At 44.5% G+C, this 22,382-nt stretch carries 20 protein-coding genes; 16 read left to right on the forward strand and 4 right to left on the reverse strand.

The window, feature by feature from the left end:
* The first annotated feature begins 69 nt into the window (after window positions 1-69).
* Genes ACXQIQ_RS01275 through ACXQIQ_RS01305 form a run of 7 tightly spaced genes read left to right on the forward strand, consistent with a single transcriptional unit; the run spans window position 70 to window position 8,456 of the window.
* Window positions 70-1,005, forward strand: coding sequence for a carbohydrate ABC transporter permease (locus ACXQIQ_RS01275; protein ID WP_439300530.1), 936 nt, complete (start codon window positions 70-72; stop codon window positions 1,003-1,005).
* A gap of 12 nt (window positions 1,006-1,017) precedes the next feature.
* The gene (locus ACXQIQ_RS01280) at window positions 1,018-1,992 is read left to right on the forward strand and encodes a carbohydrate ABC transporter permease (protein WP_439300529.1); all 975 of its coding nucleotides are present in this window, start codon (window positions 1,018-1,020) and stop codon (window positions 1,990-1,992) included.
* Window positions 1,992-3,575, forward strand: a complete 1,584-nt coding sequence (locus ACXQIQ_RS01285; protein WP_439300528.1) for a glycoside hydrolase family 3 protein — start codon at window positions 1,992-1,994, stop codon at window positions 3,573-3,575. Before ACXQIQ_RS01280 ends, ACXQIQ_RS01285 begins: the two co-directional genes overlap by 1 nt.
* A 27-nt stretch (window positions 3,576-3,602) precedes the next feature.
* Complete coding sequence (locus ACXQIQ_RS01290) at window positions 3,603-4,469, forward strand: MurR/RpiR family transcriptional regulator (protein WP_439300527.1); 867 nt, start codon at window positions 3,603-3,605, stop codon at window positions 4,467-4,469.
* A gap of 10 nt (window positions 4,470-4,479) precedes the next feature.
* Complete coding sequence (locus ACXQIQ_RS01295) at window positions 4,480-5,658, forward strand: anhydro-N-acetylmuramic acid kinase (protein WP_439300526.1); 1,179 nt, start codon at window positions 4,480-4,482, stop codon at window positions 5,656-5,658.
* A 21-nt stretch (window positions 5,659-5,679) separates the two neighbouring features.
* Entirely contained in the window at window positions 5,680-7,398 is a 1,719-nt protein-coding gene (gene nagZ, locus ACXQIQ_RS01300; protein ID WP_439300525.1) for a beta-N-acetylhexosaminidase, read from the forward strand.
* An 8-nt stretch (window positions 7,399-7,406) separates the two neighbouring features.
* Window positions 7,407-8,456, forward strand: coding sequence for a serine hydrolase domain-containing protein (locus ACXQIQ_RS01305; RefSeq protein WP_439300524.1), 1,050 nt, complete (start codon window positions 7,407-7,409; stop codon window positions 8,454-8,456).
* On the opposite strand, the gene ACXQIQ_RS01310 is transcribed toward ACXQIQ_RS01305, so the two are convergent.
* Window positions 8,445-9,383 carry an AEC family transporter gene (locus tag ACXQIQ_RS01310; protein WP_439300523.1) on the reverse strand — a complete coding sequence of 313 codons (939 nt, stop codon included), beginning with the start codon at window positions 9,381-9,383 and terminating at the stop codon, window positions 8,445-8,447. The genes ACXQIQ_RS01305 and ACXQIQ_RS01310 overlap by 12 nt on opposite strands.
* 137 nt (window positions 9,384-9,520) lie before the next feature.
* Between ACXQIQ_RS01310 and ACXQIQ_RS01315 the strand changes: the two genes are divergently transcribed.
* From ACXQIQ_RS01315 to recQ, 5 genes are all read left to right on the forward strand, one after another.
* The gene (locus tag ACXQIQ_RS01315) at window positions 9,521-10,492 is read left to right on the forward strand and encodes an NAD(P)H-dependent flavin oxidoreductase (protein WP_439300522.1); all 972 of its coding nucleotides are present in this window, start codon (window positions 9,521-9,523) and stop codon (window positions 10,490-10,492) included.
* A gap of 60 nt (window positions 10,493-10,552) precedes the next feature.
* Window positions 10,553-11,095 (forward strand): histidine phosphatase family protein, encoded by a 543-nt coding sequence (locus ACXQIQ_RS01320; protein WP_439300521.1) that lies wholly within the window; start codon window positions 10,553-10,555, stop codon window positions 11,093-11,095.
* Between the two features lie 84 nt (window positions 11,096-11,179).
* Window positions 11,180-12,520 (forward strand): FAD-binding oxidoreductase, encoded by a 1,341-nt coding sequence (locus tag ACXQIQ_RS01325; protein ID WP_439300520.1) that lies wholly within the window; start codon window positions 11,180-11,182, stop codon window positions 12,518-12,520.
* A 69-nt stretch (window positions 12,521-12,589) separates the two neighbouring features.
* Window positions 12,590-12,772 (forward strand): YfhD family protein, encoded by a 183-nt coding sequence (locus ACXQIQ_RS01330; RefSeq protein ID WP_439300519.1) that lies wholly within the window; start codon window positions 12,590-12,592, stop codon window positions 12,770-12,772.
* 157 nt (window positions 12,773-12,929) lie between these two features.
* Entirely contained in the window at window positions 12,930-15,062 is a 2,133-nt protein-coding gene (recQ, locus tag ACXQIQ_RS01335; protein WP_439300518.1) for a DNA helicase RecQ, read from the forward strand.
* A gap of 77 nt (window positions 15,063-15,139) precedes the next feature.
* On the opposite strand, the gene mraY is transcribed toward recQ, so the two are convergent.
* Window positions 15,140-16,096, reverse strand: a complete 957-nt coding sequence (mraY, locus tag ACXQIQ_RS01340; protein ID WP_439300517.1) for a phospho-N-acetylmuramoyl-pentapeptide-transferase — start codon at window positions 16,094-16,096, stop codon at window positions 15,140-15,142.
* Window positions 16,097-16,436: 340 nt separating this feature from the next.
* On the opposite strand from mraY, the gene bla reads away from it, so the two are divergent.
* Window positions 16,437-17,270 carry a class A beta-lactamase gene (gene bla / locus ACXQIQ_RS01345; RefSeq protein WP_439301961.1) on the forward strand — a complete coding sequence of 278 codons (834 nt, stop codon included), beginning with the start codon at window positions 16,437-16,439 and terminating at the stop codon, window positions 17,268-17,270.
* Between the two features lie 97 nt (window positions 17,271-17,367).
* On the opposite strand, the gene arr is transcribed toward bla, so the two are convergent.
* The gene (arr, locus tag ACXQIQ_RS01350) at window positions 17,368-17,784 is read right to left on the reverse strand and encodes an NAD(+)--rifampin ADP-ribosyltransferase (RefSeq protein ID WP_439300516.1); all 417 of its coding nucleotides are present in this window, start codon (window positions 17,782-17,784) and stop codon (window positions 17,368-17,370) included.
* A gap of 355 nt (window positions 17,785-18,139) precedes the next feature.
* Window positions 18,140-18,490: a DUF4367 domain-containing protein gene (locus ACXQIQ_RS01355; protein WP_439300515.1), complete on the reverse strand. Its 351-nt coding sequence runs from the start codon at window positions 18,488-18,490 to the stop codon at window positions 18,140-18,142.
* A 322-nt stretch (window positions 18,491-18,812) separates the two neighbouring features.
* On the opposite strand from ACXQIQ_RS01355, the gene ACXQIQ_RS01360 reads away from it, so the two are divergent.
* From ACXQIQ_RS01360 to ACXQIQ_RS01370, 3 genes are all read left to right on the forward strand, one after another.
* Window positions 18,813-20,075, forward strand: a complete 1,263-nt coding sequence (locus ACXQIQ_RS01360) for a Y-family DNA polymerase (protein WP_439300514.1) — start codon at window positions 18,813-18,815, stop codon at window positions 20,073-20,075.
* A gap of 17 nt (window positions 20,076-20,092) precedes the next feature.
* The gene (locus tag ACXQIQ_RS01365) at window positions 20,093-20,425 is read left to right on the forward strand and encodes a YolD-like family protein (RefSeq protein WP_439300513.1); all 333 of its coding nucleotides are present in this window, start codon (window positions 20,093-20,095) and stop codon (window positions 20,423-20,425) included.
* A 153-nt stretch (window positions 20,426-20,578) separates the two neighbouring features.
* Window positions 20,579-22,144, forward strand: coding sequence for a SpoIID/LytB domain-containing protein (locus ACXQIQ_RS01370; RefSeq protein ID WP_439300512.1), 1,566 nt, complete (start codon window positions 20,579-20,581; stop codon window positions 22,142-22,144).
* Window positions 22,145-22,382: the final 238 nt, after the last annotated feature.

The following is a 22,382-nucleotide window of genomic DNA, read 5'->3' on the forward strand; positions in this document are numbered from 1 at the left end:
GCTCGATGAACGATCGAGTCAATCCCTACAATTTTAGTCATTGTCGGTTCAGAAGGGAAGTGGACAACCTTGGAAACGAATACGGTAACCGAACGTAAAGTCCAACAACGGACGACAACGAAATCGAAGACCAAAAAGGTCCTGAAAGAGATGTACAAGAACAAAGTGGCTTACCTTTTTCTCATGCCGAAGCTTTTGTTCTTTTTCTTGTTCATGCTCGTTCCGATTGTTTGGGCATTCATATTATCGTTTCAGGAATTCAATATCATGGGCTCGACATGGATCGGGTTCGACAACTATATAACAGCTTTCCAAAGTAAGGTCTTCAAAGTGTCGCTATGGAACACATTCCTCTATACGATTGTGACCGTACCGGCATTTGTCATCACCGCACTCATTATTGCATCACTCGTGCAGCCGCTCGGTAAGCTCTCGCAATCTTTCTTCAGAGCTGCGTTCTACCTACCGACGGTAACGTCTATGGTCATCATCGCAATGGTGTGGCGCTGGATGTACAACTATCGGTTCGGAATCTTCAACTACATCATCGGATGGTTCGGATTTGAACCTGTCAACTGGCTCGGTAAGAGTGATTCTGCGTTACCTGCACTCATGATCATGTCGATTTTGATTCCTCCAGGTGCCGGGATCATCATCTACCTTGCAGCGATGAATGACATCGACCAATCGTTATACGAAGCGGCAAGGATTGACGGGGCGAATGCGTTCCAACGGTGGTTGCGCATCACAATACCGATGCTGAAGCCAACGACCTTGTATCTGGTCATTTTAAGTACGATCGGCTCGTTCCAGGTGTTTACCCAAATCATCATGATGACGGGCGGCGGACCAGGGAATGCTACAGAAACGATCGTCCATGTCATTTATAAGACCGCATTCCGCGATTTCAAATTCGGATTAGCCTCGGCACAGTCCGTTATCCTGTTCTTCATCATTATGATATTTGCTATTTTCCAATATCGAACACTACGGGATCATCATTAAGGAGGTGGGAAGATGAATCCAAAACAAGTGAACCAAAAAGTCGGAAAAATGCTCATCTATGTCACGCTTATATTCATGGCAATCGTTTCCCTACTCCCGCTGTACTGGGTGTTCGCGACCTCATTACAATTACCGAGTTATCAAAATGAAACGATGGAGGAACCAGTCAATTACGTGGAATCGACTCCACCGAAGTTGTATCCGGTCGGGGTGAAAGAGTACTTCCATCAGTGGCAAAAGCGTGAAGCGGCAGAGGATGCAGGCAATGATGCGCAAGCTGCTTATCACGACGAGAAGATGGATGAAGTAGTTACGAAAACGTTTGAAGGATTCGTCATACTCTTTGAGCGGACGAAAATCATGAAATGGCTGCTCAACAGTTTATACATATCCATTGTCACGACGGTCGCCATTGTCTTGATCGATACGATGTCCGGATATGTGCTCGCAAAGAAGAAATTCCCAGGGAAGATGATTATCTTCTGGGCAATCATCTCTACAATGATGATTCCAGAGCAGGTCACGCTTGTGCCGACGTTCATGATGGTTCAGAAATTGCAGCTTTTTGACACGCACTGGGCATTGATTTTCCCGAGTCTCGCATTAGCTTTCGGTGTCTTTTTGATGCGTCAATTCTTACTGGCAATACCGGATGAGTTAATTGAAGCGGCGAAAATTGACGGTGCGTCGGAATGGAAAATCTTCTGGACGGTGATCGTACCGCTCGCAAAACCTGCAATGGCAGTGTTGAGCATCTTTACGTTCGTGTTGATGTGGAACTCCTTCTTGTGGCCTATCATCGTATTGAACGATGAGAACCTGTTAACGCTTCCGGCAGGACTGAAAACGTTACAGGACGCGAACCTTGCAAGCTTCAAGCTGCTTATGACAGGTGCTACGGTCGCAGCGATCCCAATGATCGTATTCTTCTTGTTGTTCCAGCGTTACTTTGTCAAAGGACTCTCAATGGGTGGTGTGAAACAATAATGGATCTACGGAAAAAGATTGGCCAATTGATGGTGTTCGGATTTAAAGCCGATCATCCTTCGGAGCTGTCTGACGAGATCAAAGATCTGATCGAGAATCATCATGTAGGCGGCATCATTTTATTCGGTAGGAATATTGGTACTCCTGAAGAGATTCAACAACTGACAACAACGCTTCAATCCACTGCGAAAAATGCAGGTCATACGCATCCTCTGTTCATTTGCATCGATCAGGAAAATGGTGTCGTTCGTAGGTTAGGAGAAGGAACGACCGTGTTTCCTGGAGCCATGTTGCTAGGAGCAACGGGTAATCCAGAACGCGCATTTGAGATTGGAAAAGCTTCCGGTCGAGAGCTGATGGATTTGGGCATCAACTGGAACCTTTCGCCTGTTGTGGATGTGAACAACAACCCGAACAATCCTGTCATAGATGTACGTTCTTTTGGGGAGAAGGCGGAGGTCGTTGCCCAATTCGGAAAGCAGTTGATGAAGGGAATGCAAGCTTCCGGAGTGATTACGACACTGAAGCATTTCCCGGGGCACGGTGATACGACTGTCGATTCGCATCTGGCATTGCCAGTGATCCCGCACGAGCTTCAGAGATTGCATGAGGTAGAATTGGTCCCTTTTAAAGAAGCGATTGAAAACGGAGCGGAAACGGTCATGTCTTCGCATGTCTATTTTCCATCCATCGAGCCGGAAGAAAACCGACCGGCGACAATGTCCAGAGCTGTCATGACTGGTCTATTGCGTGAAGAGCTCGGGTTTGAAGGTGTCATTACGACCGACTGTATGGAGATGAAAGCCATCGCAGACGGAATCGGTACGGCAAGAGGGGCGGTCGAGGCGATCAAGGCGGGCGTCGATCTGATCATGATTTCCCACTTACCTCAATTGCAGCATGAAGCGATTGAAGCGATCTATCAAGCCGTTCAGAGCGGAGAGATCGACGAGAAGCTGATTGATGAAGCGGTCGATCGTGTGATGAAGCTGAAAGAAAGCACGTTGGATTGGCACGATGACCTGAAAGGATTCTTGAAGCCAGAAGCTCATCAGAAACTAGCTGAGGACGTGATGCGCAGCGGTGTTACACTCCTTGAGCATAGAAAAGGATTGCTCCCGCTAAAACGGGATCATCATGAACGAATCCTTGTCATTTATCCGGAAAACAGTTACTTGACCCAAGTTGAGGATGAACGGTTTTCACAAAATGCGCTCGGAGAATTGGTGAAAGAATTGAACCTGGGAGCAAAGGTGGCTTCTGTTTCACCACAGCCAGAACAAAGCGAGATTGATTTTATGAACGTTTTGGCGAGTGGTGCTGATGTGATTATTGTAGGGACATTGTCAGCTACGCGATCGGAAGGTCAACAAAGGTTGATGCAGGATATGTTGAAGATGAACAAGCCGATCATCCATTTTGCGATGAGAAGCCCATATGACCTCGGATTGTTTCCGGAAGTCGATGTGTCAGTAGCCACTTATGAATTCACGACCCCTGCATTGCGTATTGCCGTCCGTGCTTTATTCGGATTAGAAGACGTTAAAGGGAAGTTACCCGTCACCATTCAGAATAAGAATTGATGCAAAGAGAGAAGCAGGTGAATACAGATGACGAATACGACCGGTGGACTTGTGATGTTGAAAGAAATGCGTGACAAGTTACCCCCATCAGAGAAAAAGATTGCAAGCTATATTCTAACGAACCCGAAAGCAGCCGTTTCTTGCACAACGAGTGAGCTTGCGAAGCATAGTGAAACAAGTAGTGCAGCCGTTATCAGGCTATGCAAGTCCTTAGGACTGAAAGGCTTCCAAGAACTGAAGCTGAAAGTCGTCGGGGATCTGCAGAAAGACGTTCAAGAAGGCTATCGGGACATTCAACCGAATGAAGCTTACGACTCAGTGTTGGAAAAAATGACGAACAACAGCATCCAATCTCTGAAAGAGACCGCGGAAATGCTGCACCTTAGTGAGCTTTCAAAGTCAGTCGAAGCGTTGAAAGATGCGAAAAACATCCATTTCTTCGGCGTCGGCGCTTCGGCAATCATTGCACAAGACGCTCAGCAGAAATTTTTACGAATCAACAAGAACGCCAACGCATTCTCCGATCTTCATATGGTGGCGATGCTCGTAGGTAATGTGCAGCCTGAAGATGTGGTGGTCGGCATATCGTTTTCCGGTGAAACGGCGGAGGTTGCCCATATCCTTGAATTGGCGAACCAAAAGGGAGCAACCACGATCAGTCTGACGAAATACGGTTCATCGAAGGTTGCTGATCAGGCGGATATCAAATTGTTCACTTCCGCATCGAAAGAAGCGACATTCCGAAGTGGCGCGACCTCTTCACGCCTCGCTCAGCTACACGTGTTGGACATTCTGTTCATGTGTGTTGCTTCCAGTCAATACGATGCATCCATTCAGTACCTGGATGAGAGCCGAAGTGCCATTGAATATATCCAACAGAAACGTCGGAAGTAGGAGGGATGGAATGCTTCAGAAACTGACTTCTATTTTGAAAAGTGAGAGGAAATTGGCTGTCGGTTTGATGTCCGGGACGTCGCTGGATGGAATTGATGCCGCTTTAGTTGAAATCAGCGGGGCAGGAGAAAACACTGAAGTGAAGTTGATTGAATTCGATACGACGCCTTATTCGAGTGAAGATCGTGAACAGTTGATCGAGCTCTGCAGTCCATCTTCTTCAACGGTTGAAAAAATCTGCCGGATGAATGTCGTGCTTGGTGAACGATTTGGTGAAGCGGCTTTAAACGTCATCCAGAAGGCTGGTTATCAACCTGGAGACATCCAATTCATCAGTTCTCACGGTCAGACGATTTATCATTGGCCTGAGGAACGATCTACGTTACAGATCGGGGAACTTGCTAACATCGCAGCAAAGACAGGTATTTTAACCGTTGGAGATTTCAGACCGAGCGACATGGCGTATGATGGGCAGGGTGCTCCGCTTGTTCCTTTCGTAGACGCACTGCTCTTCTCGCATGAGACCGAGACTCGAGTGTTACTAAATATTGGTGGAATCAGCAACTTGACGGTTGTCCCTGCACTATCCAACCGGAACAGAGCGTTCAGTGCTTTTGACGTCGGTCCGGGCAATGTCTTGATTGATGGGGCTGTCCGGAGATTGACGAATAACAAGCAATCTTATGACAAGAACGGCGAAATGGCGAAACAAGGTAAAGTGCATTTGGAGTTGCTAGAAACCCTAATACAGGAGGATGGATTTTTAACGATTCAACCACCGAAAAGTACAGGGAGAGAGCTTTATACAGAAGATCGTCTGGACAAAATCCTTGTTAGAGCAGAAAAGTTGAATCTGAATCCGAATGATACGATCGCGACGATCACTGCCTATACCGTGCAGATGATTGCAGAAAGCCTCGACAAGTTCATACATAAGGATCATGCCATCAATCAATTGATTGTTTCCGGTGGTGGTGCCTACAACGAGACGATTATGGATGGATTGAAGGATGCTCTTTCATATAAGGTATCTAAGATGGATGACATTGCGTTCGATGGGGATGCGAAAGAGGCGATTGCATTCACGATTCTAGGAAACCAATTCCTGCACGGCGAAACGAACAACCTTCCTACGGCAACAGGAGCTTCTAAACAAGTCGTCATGGGAAAAATGGCATTACCCTCATAACAAACAATCAGGGGGGAGAGAATGAAACGATCTTATAAGTGGTTGATTGGAGCAACAATTGCAGGCATTTTGTTGCTTCTTTTTATTTTCATCTATATGAATCAAAGTCCGATGATGTGGAGTGAAGTGCAATCGGATGAGGATCTTGATGATTTTATCAAACAAATGAGTACAGAAGAGAAAGTCGGTCAACTGCTCATGCCAGCAATCCGTGAGATGGATGGAGAACCGGTTACTGAGATGAACGATGAGTTGAATGAAATGCTCGGTACGTTCCAGCCTGGTGGAATCATTCTTTTTCGTGAAAATATACAGAGTCGGAATCAAGTGAAGCAATTGAATGAAGCGATGCAGAAAGGAAGTGACGTTCCACTCCTCATTTCCATTGATCAAGAAGGAGGAATTGTGACACGCCTCCCTTACTTTCCCGAGCTTCCAGGCAATATGGCACTTGGTGCAACACATAGTGCAGACCTTGCCCGTGAAACCGGGGAAGTGCTAGGAGCTGAACTCCGACAAATCGGTGTACATATTGATTTCACTCCTTCCGTTGATGTGAACACGAATCCGAATAACCCGGTCATTGGTGTGAGGTCGTTCGGAGATGATCCTGAGCTAGTCACTGAGATGGGTCTCGCGTTCATGGAAGGACTGCACGCTTCTGACGTAATGGCAGTTGCCAAGCACTTTCCAGGTCATGGGAGTGTGAATTTGGATTCTCATTACGTCCTGCCAGTCAGCGAACAGTCGATTGAAGAGCTGGAACAAGTCGAATGGAAACCTTTCCGTAAGATGATTGAGCAAGGTGTGCCTGGTATCATGACGGCGCATATCACCTTCCCAAACATTGATGATTCGGAATTCACCTCTCGTAAAGATGGTTTACCGATCCAAACGCCAGCGACTATGTCACCCAAAATCATGAATGAACTACTAAGGAATGAGATGGGGTTTCAAGGGCTTCTTTTCACAGACTCTATGGAGATGAAGGCAATTACCGATCATTTCGGTCCAGGAGAAGCTGCGGTTCAAGCGGTTTTGGCAGGTGTGGATGTCATCGTTATGCCCGACCATTTGAAAGTCGCGTATGATTCCTTGGCCCAAGCGGTAGAAGAGAATCGGATTTCAGAAGAGCGGCTTAATCAATCGGTCAATCGGATTTTACAAGCGAAGTTGAAGTGGATCGATGAGAGTGAGGTAGACGAGTTAGATGCCGCGGTTACAAATCGAGCTGTGGAACTAGAAAAAAAGATTGCCCAGGATTCTATTACACTCATGAAAAATGAGGGAAGTGTGATTCCGCTCACAGCACCAGTCAACGGGCAAATCTCATTCGTATCTACCAATAGCCAACACTTAGAAAAATTGAAGTACGCGCTTTGGAAGGATCACAAAAAAGTTACTCTGATCCTATTAAAAGGTGATGCCCTCACAGAAGCGCAGAAGCAAGAACTGAAGAAGAGCGAAATGACCATTCTGATAACCGATTCCAAAACCGTTATCGGAGAAGGGGATACAGGTTGGGAACAATCAGCCATGAATGAAACCATCCGCCACTCAGAAAAATCCATTCTTGTCATGGCACGAAATCCGTATGATGCGGATGTGTTATCAGAGGTTGATGCTGCGATTGCGCAGTACTCGGACCAACAGGCTTCTTTCCAGGCAACTGTGGATTTGATTTTCGGACGGATTGAAGCAAAAGGGGAACGACCTGTAGAACGATTGGAAAAAAGGTGAGGAAATTCATGAACAGATTAGATGCAATCGTAGAAGACGCTGTGCGTACTCAATTTCCAGGCTGTGTCGTCAAGGTCTTGAAAGAGGAAAAGACGGTTTATGAAAAAGCTGAAGGGTATCGGCAAACTGAACCGACACTTGAACCGGTAAACATGGAAACTATTTTTGATATCGCCTCTCTCACGAAAATCATGACTACGACAATGATTTTACAGCTGATCAGTCAGGAAAAATTGAGGATGGATACTTGTGTTGGGGAGTTTTTGAATATTAAGCATCCCAAACTGAGAGAAAAACTAGAATCTATTACCCTATTTCAGCTTTTGACCCATTCTTCCGGTTTGATTGCCTGGCATCCATTTTATACGGCTGACGATGATTTCTGTTCACAGCTTCATAAATTGGGTCCAAACCTTTTTCAAGCTGAAAAAGTGAAGTACAGTGACGTGAACTTCATTTTGCTTGGAAAAGTGATTGAGGAAACAACAGGACATTCCTTGAATGAAGCTGTCCGAACAAGAATCTGTGTACCTTTGGGTTTGTCGACCATGAAATATGGTCCGGTTGAAGCGGAGAATGTGGCAGCCACGGAGTTTGGCAATCACATTGAGCGAAAGATGTGCGAAGAGCGGTCTCTCACTTTTAACAGATGGAGAAGAACAGATCGACCGATCATCGCAGAAGTGAATGATGGAAACACGCATTACTTCTTCAGAGGTGTCTCCGGTCATGCAGGTCTTTTTTCAAATGTGGACGATGTTCTCGAGTTAGGCCGAATTTATATCGATCCTTCACATGCAGAGAAAGTAGATATCCAACCAAGCTTGATAGATGAAATTAAAAATACAGTCGTAGGGTCCAGAAGTCTAGGATTTGAGTGGTCGCCGAACTTTCCAGGTGGGTACGGTCATACTGGATTCACGGGGACATCTTTATTCATCCATCCTGAACAGAAAATCGTTGTGGTGATTCTCACGAACCGATTGCATCAAATAGAGCCTGTAAACATCAATACATTTCGTCGAATCTTCCATGAAGCGGTCTTGTCACACACCTAGCCACTTCAACAACCCATAAAGGAAAGTCAACGTGAACATGGAGAGCACGGTTGATATGGCTGAACCGACGGATGCGAAGTAAGGGTCACCTCCATACTTCCTTGCATACAAGGCGATTGTCGGAGCGGAAGGCGTTGCTGCAACCAATACCGCAACGAGTAAGAGAATTTTATTGTCGAGTAAAACAATGAACGGAACGAGGCAAATGGGGATCCCGATCAAGCGCATGAATACAGAAGACCAGAGGTATGGACTGCAAAAATAGTTCCATACCTCTTTCTTGTTTAAGTTCGCTAAAAGGATTCCGATAATTAGCATTGAAAGCGGGACGGTGGGAAGTCCGACGGTTTCAAAAAGGTTATGGATCGATTGTGGCCATTGATACGGAAGTAGAAAAAGGATGAACCCGATCACTGTAGCCATTACACCCGGATTGAATACGAGCCATTTCCATGTGAACGATGCATTGCTTTTTCCAACCACATAAATGCCGTATGTCCAAATCAAGACGATGTAAAGAAAATTGAACACCGCAGTATAAAGGATGCCGATGTCACCGAGTAACAAATAAACGATGGCATAACCGATGAATCCTTGATTCCCGAATACGATCAATCCTTCATAGACGCCTTTTTGCTCATCGGGTAGTTTTGCGTTTTTTCGTAAAAGGTATCCGAATAGACAGGCGATGATGATGGCGGTAATCGATAACAAGAGCAACCAGCTGAAATCATGGAGGTAACGAGCTTCATAGGGAAAATCCATGGAATAAAGGATGAGGGCAGGTAAGGTGACATAGAGGACAAGCTGGGTCAATACATAGTCGGATCCGTCCGGAAGTACTCGAGCTTTCCGAGCGATGTACCCAATCACAGCTATTCCGTACAGCATGATCATTTCCTCGAACAATGAAGCCATGGCACCCATCGGAAACCCCTCCCCTTTGCAGAGTATGAGCTCTGTTGGGCATAGGTGCAGAGATCGATTTTGGAAAAAGGAAGGTGTAGTTGATTCCGATGGCGTATTAGTAGGTATGCACAAGAATTATGGAAGGGGTTTTCCAATTGTTATCGAAGCTACCAGATCATATTGCAAAAGAACTAAGTGTACCCGTAATTTCTGCACCTATGTTTCTCGTATCCAGTCCTGAACTCGTCATTGAAAGTTGCAAATCAGGTATCATCGGATCGTTTCCCTCATTGAATGCTCGTACCGAAACGATTCTAGAAGAATGGATGGAACGAATTCAATTTGAGTTAAGTGAGGCGAAGGAGAAGGAGCCGAACCGAAAAGTTGCCCCATGGGCTGTGAATCTTATCGTCCATAAATCGAACAAACGATATGAGAAGGATCTTGAAATCGTGAAGAAATATGAGCCTCCGATTGTCATTACATCGCTCGGAAATCCATCTGCTGTCATTGAGATCGTCCATTCCTATGGTGGACTCGTTTTCTCAGATGTATCTACGATTACACATGCTAGGAAAGCGGCTGAAACAGGTGTAGATGGACTCATCCTCGTGTGTTCAGGAGCAGGCGGACATGCAGGCACCATCAACAGCTTCGCATTCGCAGGAGCGGTACGGGAATTTTGGGATGGTATCACGATACTTGCGGGTTGCATCTCAAGTGGCAGAGACGTGCTTGCTTCTGAAGTGTTAGGGATGGACTTAGCCTATATGGGAACGAGATTCATCTCGGCAAAAGAAAGCTTCGCATCAGATGAATATAAAGAGATGCTGATTGAATCGGTCTTGGATGATCTCATATATACGGATGCATTCACAGGTGTTAACGCCAATTATTTGAAAAACAGCATCATCAAAGCTGGCATTGATCTGGAGAAATTGAAGAGTAAGGAAAAAGTCGACCTCTCTTCTCTGGATCAATCGGATTCTAAAGCCTGGAAGGATATTTGGTCGGCTGGGCAAGGAGTCCATCAGATTCAAGCCGTGCAATCGGTCAAGGAAATGGTAGCCGAACTACAAGATGAATACGACAAAGCAAAAGAAAAGCTTTTCGTTCCTTCGTCTTAACGTACATGTGGGCATTGCTTCGATAAGAAGTAATGCTCTTTTATTCAAAGGAGGAAGAATATGATATATGTCATCCGACACGGTCAAACAGACTTGAATAAAGAAGGCAGGCTGCAAGGTAGAAATGGACTGCCTTTAAATGGACAAGGTATCAAACAAGCTGAATCGTTAAGAGGGGAGTTGAAAGGGGTCTCTTTTGACTATGTCTTTTCATCTCCACAAGAGCGGGCGGTTCATACTGCTGAAATTGCAACAGGCGTGACTCCTGCAATAGACCCGAGGTTGGATGTCTTTGACCTCGGTACTGCGGACCGTATGAAAAAAGAGGATGTTCAAATGAAAGAGGCTATACCCGATCCAGATGTCTATGAGGGAGTTGAAGACATTCCTAGCTACATGAAGCGGGTTTTCAGTTTCATGGAGGAGCTTGAGAACAAGTACGGTACAAGTGATGTAAACATATTGATTTCCGGACACCGGTGTACGACCGGCTGTATCGGCTCGTACTTTGAAGGCATCCCGGAAGACCGGAACATACTGAAATTGTCCTCTGATAATGGAGGTTACAAGGGATACTCTTTCAAGAGCCGAGTGAATAATTGACCTGAAAGTTGCCGTTCTGCCCTCCCTAAACTTGTCGTTACTTCATATACTGCGGTAATAAGACAAGCTAGAGGTGGAGAGAGAATGGCAACAAAATTGACTGGACGGGTCGTTTTGCCGGATGATCCGGCTTATCCGGAAGCCCGCACCAATTTGAATCTATACAGAGGCAAGTACCCTGCTGCAATCGTATTTTGCCAGGATGAAATGGATGTTTTGAATGCATTGAAATTTGCGCGTGAACGCGATATTCCTTTTCGAGTGAGAAGCGGTCGGCATAGCTATCAAAATTTTTCTATACTGAACAAAGGTATTGTCATTGATATCAGCGAGATGGTTAAAGTGTCGGTGAACACCAGTAGCAATACTGCGGTCATTGATGCAGGTGCGGATCTCGGTCATGTGTATCAGTCGCTATGGAAGTATGGACGAGCTCTTCCAGGCGGAACAGAATACAGTGTTGGAGTAGCGGGACTGACATTAGGTGGAGGCATCGGATACTTATCAAGAATATTCGGATTAACGTGTGATCATCTCATTGGGGTAAGGATCGTGATTCCGAAAGGCGACAACAGTGCAGAGATTGTTGAGGCGAATAAATGGAAAAACAGGGATTTGTTTTGGGCCTGTTGCGGAGGTGGGGGAGGAAACTTCGGAATCATCACCCAGTTCACGTTCCGTGTTCATCCGATAGACATGGTTTCCATATACCGGGTGGAATGGGACTTTGATCAATTGGAAAAAGCGTTTGACTCATGGCAAAATTGGGCTCCTTTTACCGATGAGAGGTTAACATCGGACATAGAATTACATGCGAAAAGTCAAAATTTGATACTATCGGAGGGGCAATTCGTAGGCCCGAAAGAGGAATTGAAGCAGCTGATCAGACCATTGCTGAAAGGAACACGCCCTCGTAGAATCCAAATCGCATCGCTACCTTTCAATAGAGCGTTCGAACATTTCAATTATCCTGCAGGGAACGAACCCTCCTACTTTAAGCGATCGGGATCTTTTGTTTATGAAAAAATTCCGGAACGTGGCATTCAAATCATGAAAAAGTTTTTGGAAAATGCTCCGAATGAGAATGCATCGATCTGGCAGCAATCGTTGGCAGGGAAGGTCCAGACAGTCGGTCCGACGGAAACGGCGTATTTTCACAGAAATGCACTTATCGCTCAGGAATACAACACGACCTGGGAAAAAGGTGAAGATCCAAAAAAGTTCGTCGAGTGGGTCGTGGCTTTACGGAAACATATGAGTCCTTATACGAGAGGCGATTACGTCAACTGGCCGGATCTGACCATTTCTGACTGGCCGACCTCTTATTACGGGGAAAACTACGATCGGTTGCGAAAAGTGAAAACGCGGGTCGACCCGATGAACGTGTTCAACTTCAAGCAGAGTATTCCACCATTCACACGCTAGAAAGCGGTCGCGTTTCGAATAATTCAATGGTGATTTTCGCAATCTAATCCCATGAAAGGAGGTTCTTTCATGGGAAGAATGGACCACGGTCGAAAAGCGAACAACAGCAAGAAAAAGATCTCGCAAGATCCAAATCAAGTCGGCGGATTGACGCAGGAAGAAGTTGAGCTTTCGGAAGAACTTGACGCTTCATATGAAATGGAAGAGAAGCCAGGCTTCAGACCAACTGCGGCGAGAAAGAAAGAAGATTAAGTCTAGCAAGAAAATACTAGAAAAAATTGGCGTACTCCTAAGAGAAGTAGGATACGTCAATTTTTTTATGTGCAGAAATCTAAACTTTGATATGTTTTTCTCAGTACAGATGGTACCCTTATAAACAGAGAAGATAATCCGAGGAGGATCACAAGTTTTGATACAAAGAGCAAAAGAGATGCTGGAGCAATACTATGGTTATTCGTCATTCCGATTGGGCCAAGAAAGAGCGATACAATCGGTTTTGAACGGGGAAGATACCCTTTGTGTGATGCCGACTGGTGGAGGGAAATCGATTTGTTATCAGATTCCAGCGGTCGTATTTGAGGGAACGACGATCGTCATTTCTCCATTAATTTCTTTAATGAAAGATCAAGTAGATTCATTGCTACAATTAGGTATCCCTGCTGCTTTCATCAACAGTTCACTCACTGGATCGGAAACGAGAGAACGAATTGAAAAAGCGAAAAGCGGAGAATACAAATTATTATATATCGCACCTGAAAGACTGGAATCGTATGACTTTATGACGCTTTTAAAAGAGTTGGACATTCCCTTGATTGCAGTGGATGAAGCCCATTGTATTTCGCAGTGGGGACATGATTTCCGACCAAGTTACCAGCGCATTCAGAGAATGATCGGAAGCCTGCCGAAACGACCGACTGTATTGGCGTTAACGGCAACGGCTACACCGAAAGTTCGTCAGGATATTTGTAGGTCACTTGATATTGATGAGAACAATTCGGTTCTGACAGGTTTTGAGCGGGAAAATCTATCATTTTCTGTAATCAAAGGACAAGACAGGGTCAAATTTTTAAAAGACTTTATTAAAAAGAATGGAAATGAAGCAGGCATCATTTATGCAGCCACCCGAAAAACAGTGGATAAGCTGTATGAACAATTGAAAAAAAGTGGTGTCAACGTCTCACGCTATCATGCTGGCTATGATGAAGCGGAGCGAATGGAACAGCAAGAGCAGTTTTTACAAGATCAATCAACAGTGATGGTAGCCACCAACGCGTTTGGTATGGGAATCGATAAATCCAATATCCGATATGTGATCCATTTCCAGCTACCGAAGAACATGGAAAGTTATTACCAGGAGGCAGGACGTGCCGGACGTGATGGACTTCCGAGTGAATGTATCCTTCTGTATTCTCCTCAAGATGTTCAAGTACAGCGCTTTTTAATTGATCAATCGAGTGAAGCTGATCGCATGTCGCAAGAATTGCAGAAGCTGCAACTCATGGTGGATTATTGTCATACAGAAAGCTGTTTGCAAAGATCGATTGTCAGGTATTTCAGTAACGAGGATACACCGCCATGTGGTCGCTGCGGCAATTGTACTGATTCGCGTGAAAGTATCGATGTGACACGAGAAGCTCAAATCGTCCTGTCTTGTATCGTGAGAATGGGGCAAAAGAGATTCGGAAAGACGATCATCGCTCAAGTACTGACAGGCTCCAAAAGTAAAAAAGTACTGGAATTGCGTCTCAATAAACTTCCGACTTATGGTCTGATGAAAGAAAAAAGTACAAAAGAAGTGACGGACTTTATCGAATTTTTCATCTCGCAAGAACTAATAGCTGTTGAACACGGTACATTTCCTACCCTTTACATCAATGAAAAAGGGAAGGACGTTCTACTCGGAAAAGAAACTGTGAAGCGGAAAGAAGCTGTTCAGACGAAACAAGTTGCCGTCAATGATCCATTGTTCGAGGAACTTCGAATGGTTCGTAAAGAGATTGCTGAAAGAGAAAACGTTCCACCTTTCGTCATATTTGCAGATACGGCCTTGAAAGACATGTGTGTGAAGCAGCCACAGTCTAGAGAGGAATTCTTAACGATAACGGGTGTAGGGCAAAATAAACTCGAAAAGTACGGAGAACGGTTCATTGAAGCCATTACGGATTATCTAGTCCAGAACCCTGAGCAGAAAGACGAAGCAATAAAGGGATCTGACAGTATTGAAAAGCCGAAGAAAGCTACACCGAACTCACATCTTGAGACGTACACGTTTTTTAAAGAAGAGATGAGTGTGGAAGAAATTGCAGAGCATCGCGATCTCGCGGTGAGCACGGTGGAGAGTCATCTCATTCAATGCATGCAAGAAGGAATGGACGTTCAGATGGAAGATATTATTCCGGATGAATATGTTTCAGAAATAGAACACGCCATTCAGCAAGCAAACGGCGAGAAGTTGAAGCCGATCAAAGAACTGCTGCCTGATGAAGTGAGTTATTTTATGATTAAAGTGTATTTACTTCAAAATGAGAGACAAGTAACTTAATAAACAATTTGACATATTGGTATGCAAAAAAGGAACTTCGTAATTACGAAGTTCCTTTCATTTTTACAGATGTTTAATTAAGGGTGCAAAAAGAATTTCCAGTACGCCAAACTGATAAAAGCACAAATCCAAGAAATAAATCCAAAAACCGTGACAATTTTATTTTCAGACCACCCATATTTTAAGCTGAAGTGGTAGTGAATTGGTGTAAATCTGAAGATTCGTCGACTTGTAAGTTTAAAGGAAGCAACTTGTAAGATAACCGAAAGTTTTTCTGCGAAATAGATAAAGAACAATACGGGAATTACAATCTCAACTTTCTCAATCACAGCAAGAAATGAAAGGGATCCACCTATTGCTAGAGATCCTGTATCTCCCATAAAAGCTTTGGCTGGATAAATATTATAAATGAGAAAACCGAGTAAGCATCCAATCATAATCAAACAAAACAGTTGTACCTCTGTACGATCTGAAATCACAAAAAAGAAAAAATAGGTTGGAATTGCAACGACTCCTAAAAGGCCGTCCATCCCATCTGTAAAATTGATGGCATTTGCAGAACCAACGACAAACAAGGTGATGATTATGATATAAAATACCATGGGAAGATCGAAGGAAAGATTTTTATGAATACGAATGATTGGGTCTACACCTAGTTCGTCAATCGTGTAGTAAAGTAATGCACCAGTAAAAAGAAACTGTAAGATGAGCTTGGTCTTACCTGATACCCCTAACGGATCTTGGCGAGAAGCTTTCCAAAAATCATCCAAAAAACCAATAAAGCCAAACAGAATGTAGGTAGCAGATAGGAAATACATGAATGGAGTAGGTGAAAATAGAAGGGAAACGATAATCCCTACTAATAGAATCAATCCAAACATCAACGGTGTTCCTTTTTTCAACTGATGATCCGGAGGGAGTTCTTTTCTAATCGGTTGAAGAAGCTTTCGTTTTCTCAAGATAGAAATGAATAGTGGGGATAATACGGATACGAATACAAAAGCAATGATTGCAGGAATGATTTGATTACTCAATTTTTTTCTCCTTTTCTCATTAATATCTATAATAAGTTCTAAGATGACTATTCATTTCCTCTAATTCATACAATAAATAAAAATTAAGATACCAAGAGGTGCACTTATTCATTGTACTTTTTTTTGTTTAGGTCCGTAGTACGTAATTTAATCCCGTTGAAGTAAAAGAGTCTTTAACCTGACCATAAAGCAGTTCTATGGATGGAATATAATCAGGCACTTTGGACGAAGTACACGAACTGAAAATGCATTAAACTCAATCTATTACTATTAAAGGTTGGAGGGTTCTATGACTTTATTTAAACGAGTCTTGGGAGCAGGAGTTTTTGCCTTGGGTGTTATGTTTGTCGTGGGCTGTTCAATTTACGAGAGTGAATCAGCGTCAAAAACGGAGCATGAAACAAAAGTCAGTTTCGAGGATCTAGAGAAGGAATATAATGCCAGGCTTGGTGTTTATGCACTTGATACGGGGAGCAATCAAACGGTTTCCTATCGAGCTGATGAACGCTTCACCTATGCATCTACTCACAAGGCACTAGCTGTAGGAGTACTTCTAATGAACAAATCTATTGATGATCTTGACGAAAAAATTAATTATACGGAGGCGGATTTGGTCAATTATAATCCAGTAACGGAAAAGCATGTTGATACAGGTATGACCTTACGGGAGTTAAGTGATGCCTCTATCCGTTACAGTGATAATACGGCAGGGAATCTAATCCTAGAAGCCATCGGAGGTCCTAAAGGATTCAAGGAAGCTCTCCACAAAATCGGTGATGATGTTACAAAACCTGAAAGAATGGAACCGGACCTGAATAATGTCGGACCCGGGGAAACGAGAGATACCAGCACGCCTAAAGCACTTGCTACAAGCTTAGAAGCATTTTCACTGGGCAGTGTTCTTCCCAGTGAAAAGAAGAATCTACTGAATGACTGGTTGAAACGAAACACGACAGGCGATGCTTTGATCCGTGCGGGTGTTCCTGAAGGCTGGATAGTAGGAGACAAAACCGGCGGCGCAAACGGAACTCGTAATGATATCGCTGTCATTTGGCCGACAGATGGAGACCCCATCGTTCTCGCTGTACTCTCCAGTCGTGAAAACGCAAACAATGCAGATGAACTCATTGCCAAAGCTACAGAAGAAGCGATTAGACAGCTTCAAGATAAGTGACAACAGTTAATTCTAAAATTAATATCAAGATTGATAAAAATCCTGGACTTTAAGTTCGGGATTTTTTTAAAAAAGAGAAAGAAGCGTGGAATGAAGTTTAATCGTATATTACATATTTTCCTTGTTCACGTAACTTTTTTAGAGATGTAAGCATATGATTGATTTCTTCATCGGTATGTCTTTCCCATGAACCCAATTCAGCTATTATTTTCAAAGGTGATTTAGATCTATATGAACGGGTTGGGTTTCCGGGAAATTTTTTATCAGTTAAGTTCGGGTCATTTTCAAAATCACCTAATGGCTCTACAATATAAATTCTTTCTTTCGATTTAGATCTTGCTAATTCAGCACCCCATTTAGCAGCATCTAATGTTGCTGTGAAATATATGTAGTTCGATTTTTTGTCCTGATAATTTGATAAGTGTTGCGGTTCTAATAGATCTCCGAGTTTTAGTTCAGCTTTAGTACCATGAAAGAAAGGACCATGATCTAAGACATCTTTTTGGTCATCCATACGGGTACACCTCTTTTTTTTAGATTTGATAACAAAAGTATATGACAGGAATTTTAGAAAGAGTAGTCTACAAATTATTGGGAATCAGGAGTATAATGTAAGTAGAGAGTATGATATTGAAGTACGATTAAACAATTATGCGCGAAAAGCCGCATGCCTGGATGCATGCGGCTTTTGCTTTATTCTTCTTCTCTTTTCGATGCCCAGAATATTATAAGAATGAAAATCGAAAAAATCACCAAAAGAAATAGGGTGGATAGACCATGATTATAGTGGAAAAACGCCTGAACAAGCGGAAATTGATAAGCAATCAATCCTAAGATGATAATGAATAGAGCAAACATGAAAACATTCCTTATTTAATCGACGAAGCAACCTGGATCAATTCGTCTTTGCTTAAAGGTTCTTTCCCCACATAGTCGATGGCGTACTCGACTTCTTTTCCGTTTCGCCAGCTAAGCATTTGAGTCCCGTCACTTTCAGTATAATAGGCTTTCCGACCATCCTCGAAGGTCAGTTCTTCGTCCCAATCGGTTACGTTGTTCCAGCCGATTTCAGATGTTACCCAAATACCCAAGGAATCTTCCGCATTCTCGAACACGAGCCGTACTCGATCGAAACCAGTGAATTCTGCGTATTCCTCTTCTGCTTCAAAAGGCAAATAAGCTGGTGTTACCACTTCAAAAGGTACAATCCAATTGATCATCTTGGTCGGGAATTTCACCCAATTTAATATTAGAAAAAATGAGATGCAAAAGACCAGTACCCATACGAATGTCTTTTTCACTCTGATGCTTTCCCTGAAATATCTCTCCATATGTTCGAGCAATTTGATCCCCACCCTGTCACCTAATTGATTGGAAAATTATGATAATTTCAGTTTATCATACGTTCAAATCCTTGAGAACAACGGAATCAGGTTTAAAAAATCAGACCTAGGTGAAAATTACCAGTGGAAAGCGAACGTATATTCGCTTACAATAAGACATAAGATATAGAACAAACGTTCTTATTGGGAGTGACTGAGGATGGAGATTGATTATTCGACCTTTGAAAAACGAACGATCCTTTGTATTGACATGAAAAGTTTCTTTGCAAGCTGTAGTGCGGTGGAGAGAGGCTTGGACCCGCTTACGTGCTACCTTGTCGTTGTAGGAGATACCGAACGGCAGGGCAGTGTCGTATTGGCTGCTTCACCGATGATGAAAAAAGAATTCGGGATCCGAACAGGAAGCCGGTTGTTCGAGGTGCCGGACGACCCGCGCATCCATGTCGTGAATGCGCAAATGCGCTTGTACCTGCGGCGTTCGACGGACCTGACCCGCTTGTTCAACCGTTATGTGCCGAAAGATTCAATCCATACGTACAGTGTGGACGAAAGCTTTTTACAAGTGGATGGGACGGAACGGTTGTGGGGAGACGGCTGGGAAGTCGCCCGCCGCATCCGGGAGGAAATATGGGAGAAGTATGGTCTGCCGTGTGCCATCGGGATCGGTCCGAACATGTTGCTTTCGAAAATTTGCCTTGACCTTGAAGCGAAGAAGGAAGGGATTGCGGAGTGGACGTTTGAGGATGTGCAGGAAAAGCTGTGGAAAGTTTCGCCGCTCAGTAACATGTGGGGCATCGGTCCTCGGCTAGAGAAGACGCTGAACCGGATGGGCATCATGTCGGTCGGTCAGCTTGCGAACTATCCGCTGAAAATGCTTGAGAAAAAGTTCGGCGTGATGGGGAATCAGCTATACTATCATGCCTGGGGAGTCGACCTTTCTGAAATCGGCGCGCCGATCATGCAGGGACAGATCAGCTACGGGAAAGGCCAAATTTTACTCAGGGATTATAAAGACCGCAAAGAGATCCAGCACGTGATTCTCGAAATGTGTGAGGAAGTCGGCCGACGTGCGCGGACGGCGCGGAAAGCCGGTCGTACGATCAGCCTCGGTGTCGGTTACAGTAAGGATGAAGGCGGGGGAGGATTCCATCGCTCCAGAACCATCACGGACCCGACGAACATCACGATGGATTTGTACCGTGTCTGCCTAGAGCTGTTTGACGAATTTTACGGAGGTCAGACGGTACGGAAGCTTAACATCACTTTATCGAATGTGTGTCCAGACGATGAAATGCAGCTGTCTCTATTTGAACTTGATCGCCCGAAAAAGCGGGTGCTCGGCTATACGATGGACCAAATCCGTGAGAAATACGGAGGAGACGCCCTCCTGCGCGCAGTATCCTACACACCTGCTGGGACTGCAAGGCATCGCAGCCGTCTTGTCGGTGGACATAAAGCGTAGAAAGGAGCGTGGGTCGATTGAGTATTCGTGATCGCGGCAACATCAAATGGACGTCCATGATGCTTCCGGAGCACGTGAAGCTGCTCCGAGACTGGAAGGAGGAAGAACGCCTCCGGAAAAAGCCGGAGCTCGATGAACAGAAGCTTGAGGAGATGAACGAGACGATTAATGAGGCGATGGCCTACAACGAAACCCTTTCGTTCGTCTACTTTTCGGCATATGAGTATAAGCTCCTTGTCGGCAACATCCATTATGCGGATCCGGTTAAGAAGGAGCTGCGCATCGTCGATGAGTTCGGCGACCGTTATGATTTGAAGCTGCAAGACATCGTAGATATTCGCCATTTATAAAAGGGAAACCGCTCATTTTTTGAGCGGTTTTTTCTTTAATTAGGTCCATGTGACTAAAATTTAATTTTAGAAATATTAAGATAATTTTGAAAGGAAATTTCAACCAAACGTCGAAAAGTACAGATAGAAGACTAAAAATGAGGAGGAAATGTGTTGAAACGAATTTGGCTTGTGCTGTTGACGATGGTGACAGTGGTTGCTTTTTCTTTTCCAAATGCACAACAAGGGATGGCATCCGAACCAGAAGACATGATTCGAATCGGTGTTGTTCCTGAAGCGGAGTCTCTTACACTAGGGAGTGCCGACACCTTCCGTATCCAGGACAAAGTGACGGGTGATGTGCTCGTTGAAGCAGTGAACGACACTGCAGAAGTGATGTTGGAAAGTACGGGATCCGTCGACTCTTCCTACAGATTGCAGACGGCATGGACAACGAGTGAAGCTTACATGAACGACTGGGTAGCCCGTGCGGAAGCAGGGGGATACGAAACGTATATTGAACCGTATAACGGAGGGCATCGCCTATACATAGGGAAGTTCCCTGCGGATGCGAGCTGGAGTGTACGGAATAACTTCCGAAATGAAGTGATTGCGAATGGACTCGCCGCTACGGATTCGTTCTGGAAAGTGATTACGTTGACGACAGGCGTCTCATCGGTAAAAGTAAGCTATCAAGGAAGCGAGTTTGTCACCGAGAATCCGGTCGTAGTGAGCTCACCGGATGGATTGATCGAAATGAACGGTAAGCAGTACCGCGGTGTTGGGGAAGTTGGCTACAACAGCAACGGCACGTTGGCTGGTATCAACGAACTGCCGCTTGAAGAATACTTGTATGGCGTCGTGCCTAAGGAATTGCCACCAAATCCGTATGGAGAAATGGAAGCACAAAAAGCACAAGCCGTGGCAGCCCGTACTTACACCTACGCGAACTTAGGAAAACGCAGCAATGATGGATACGACTTGTTGCCGACCACATCCGATCAAGTGTATGGCGGCTATGAGGTCGAGCATCCAGTATCCACACAAGCAGTCCAAGAAACAGACGGTGTTGTCGCGACAAAGGACGGTAAGCTGATTACAGCCGTCTATCATTCAACAAGCGGTGGCGTGACAGCGAATAACGAAGACGTCTGGGACTCAGGTCCAGTCGACTACTTACGAGGTGTTTTCGTTTTTGATTGGAAAAAAGGAAACAAACATAAGTCCCAAAAAGAAGAATTCAAAAATGCAAAAGAGGCTGCCTCACTCCGAACGAGTAAAGTATTGGAGTATGAGAAAGACTGGTCGAAGTATTACCGATGGGAGTTTGAGTGGACAGCCGAAGAAATTTCGGGTGTCTTGAGCGAATACTTCGGTACCGATGTCGGCGAGGTGTATGAGATCAACGTCGTAAAACGGGCTGATCTCGGTCGCGTACTGGAAATCGAGTACGTCACTGAGAATGGAACATTTTACGAGCAAAAGGACAAGATTCGTTGGTCGTTGAAATACATCAACTCAGCTGGGAAACATAGTGTGTTACTCAGCACTCTGTTCTATATCGATCCGGTTGAAGGTGACGATGACAATCAAGCTGCCGGATTCAAAGTTTACGGCGGCGGCTGGGGACACGGAGTCGGATTATCCCAAACCGGAGCAGTTGGAATGGCCGTTGACGGGAAAAACTTCGAGCAAATCCTGAAGCACTTCTATCAAGGGATTGAGCTGGAAACAAGATAATAGTATGAATGTGAAAGAACCTCACGAGAGACGTGGGGTTCTTTTTATGTTGCCCTCAAAAGCGGTGATTAGTTGGTTTTGGGTAAAGATAGAGGGTACATCTTGCCCTCAAAAGCAGGTATTTGCGATTTTAGGTAAAGATAGAGCGTTTACCCTTCCCAAAAAGAGTGATTCATCGGATTTCGGGAAGGGTAGAGCGTTTATTCTGCCCCAAATGAGCGATCCTCCGGATTTCGGG

It is taken from the genome of Pseudalkalibacillus sp. Hm43 (genome assembly GCF_054170705.1).

What these genes read in the sequence shown, in the direction of transcription:
- ACXQIQ_RS01280 (WP_439300529.1), top strand. Translation starts at nt 1,018, where the DNA reads ATGAATCCAAAACAAGTGAACCAAAAAGTCGGAAAAATGCTCATCTAT.
- ACXQIQ_RS01285 (WP_439300528.1), top strand. Translation starts at nt 1,992, where the DNA reads ATGGATCTACGGAAAAAGATTGGCCAATTGATGGTGTTCGGATTTAAA.
- ACXQIQ_RS01290 (WP_439300527.1), top strand. Translation starts at nt 3,603, where the DNA reads ATGACGAATACGACCGGTGGACTTGTGATGTTGAAAGAAATGCGTGAC.
- ACXQIQ_RS01295 (WP_439300526.1), top strand. Translation starts at nt 4,480, where the DNA reads ATGCTTCAGAAACTGACTTCTATTTTGAAAAGTGAGAGGAAATTGGCT.
- nagZ (WP_439300525.1), top strand. Translation starts at nt 5,680, where the DNA reads ATGAAACGATCTTATAAGTGGTTGATTGGAGCAACAATTGCAGGCATT.
- ACXQIQ_RS01305 (WP_439300524.1), top strand. Translation starts at nt 7,407, where the DNA reads ATGAACAGATTAGATGCAATCGTAGAAGACGCTGTGCGTACTCAATTT.
- ACXQIQ_RS01310 (WP_439300523.1), bottom strand. Translation starts at nt 9,383, where the DNA reads ATGGGTGCCATGGCTTCATTGTTCGAGGAAATGATCATGCTGTACGGA.
- ACXQIQ_RS01320 (WP_439300521.1), top strand. Translation starts at nt 10,553, where the DNA reads ATGATATATGTCATCCGACACGGTCAAACAGACTTGAATAAAGAAGGC.
- ACXQIQ_RS01325 (WP_439300520.1), top strand. Translation starts at nt 11,180, where the DNA reads ATGGCAACAAAATTGACTGGACGGGTCGTTTTGCCGGATGATCCGGCT.
- ACXQIQ_RS01330 (WP_439300519.1), top strand. Translation starts at nt 12,590, where the DNA reads ATGGGAAGAATGGACCACGGTCGAAAAGCGAACAACAGCAAGAAAAAG.
- bla (WP_439301961.1), top strand. Translation starts at nt 16,437, where the DNA reads ATGTTTGTCGTGGGCTGTTCAATTTACGAGAGTGAATCAGCGTCAAAA.
- arr (WP_439300516.1), bottom strand. Translation starts at nt 17,784, where the DNA reads ATGGATGACCAAAAAGATGTCTTAGATCATGGTCCTTTCTTTCATGGT.
- ACXQIQ_RS01355 (WP_439300515.1), bottom strand. Translation starts at nt 18,490, where the DNA reads ATGATCAATTGGATTGTACCTTTTGAAGTGGTAACACCAGCTTATTTG.
- ACXQIQ_RS01360 (WP_439300514.1), top strand. Translation starts at nt 18,813, where the DNA reads ATGGAGATTGATTATTCGACCTTTGAAAAACGAACGATCCTTTGTATT.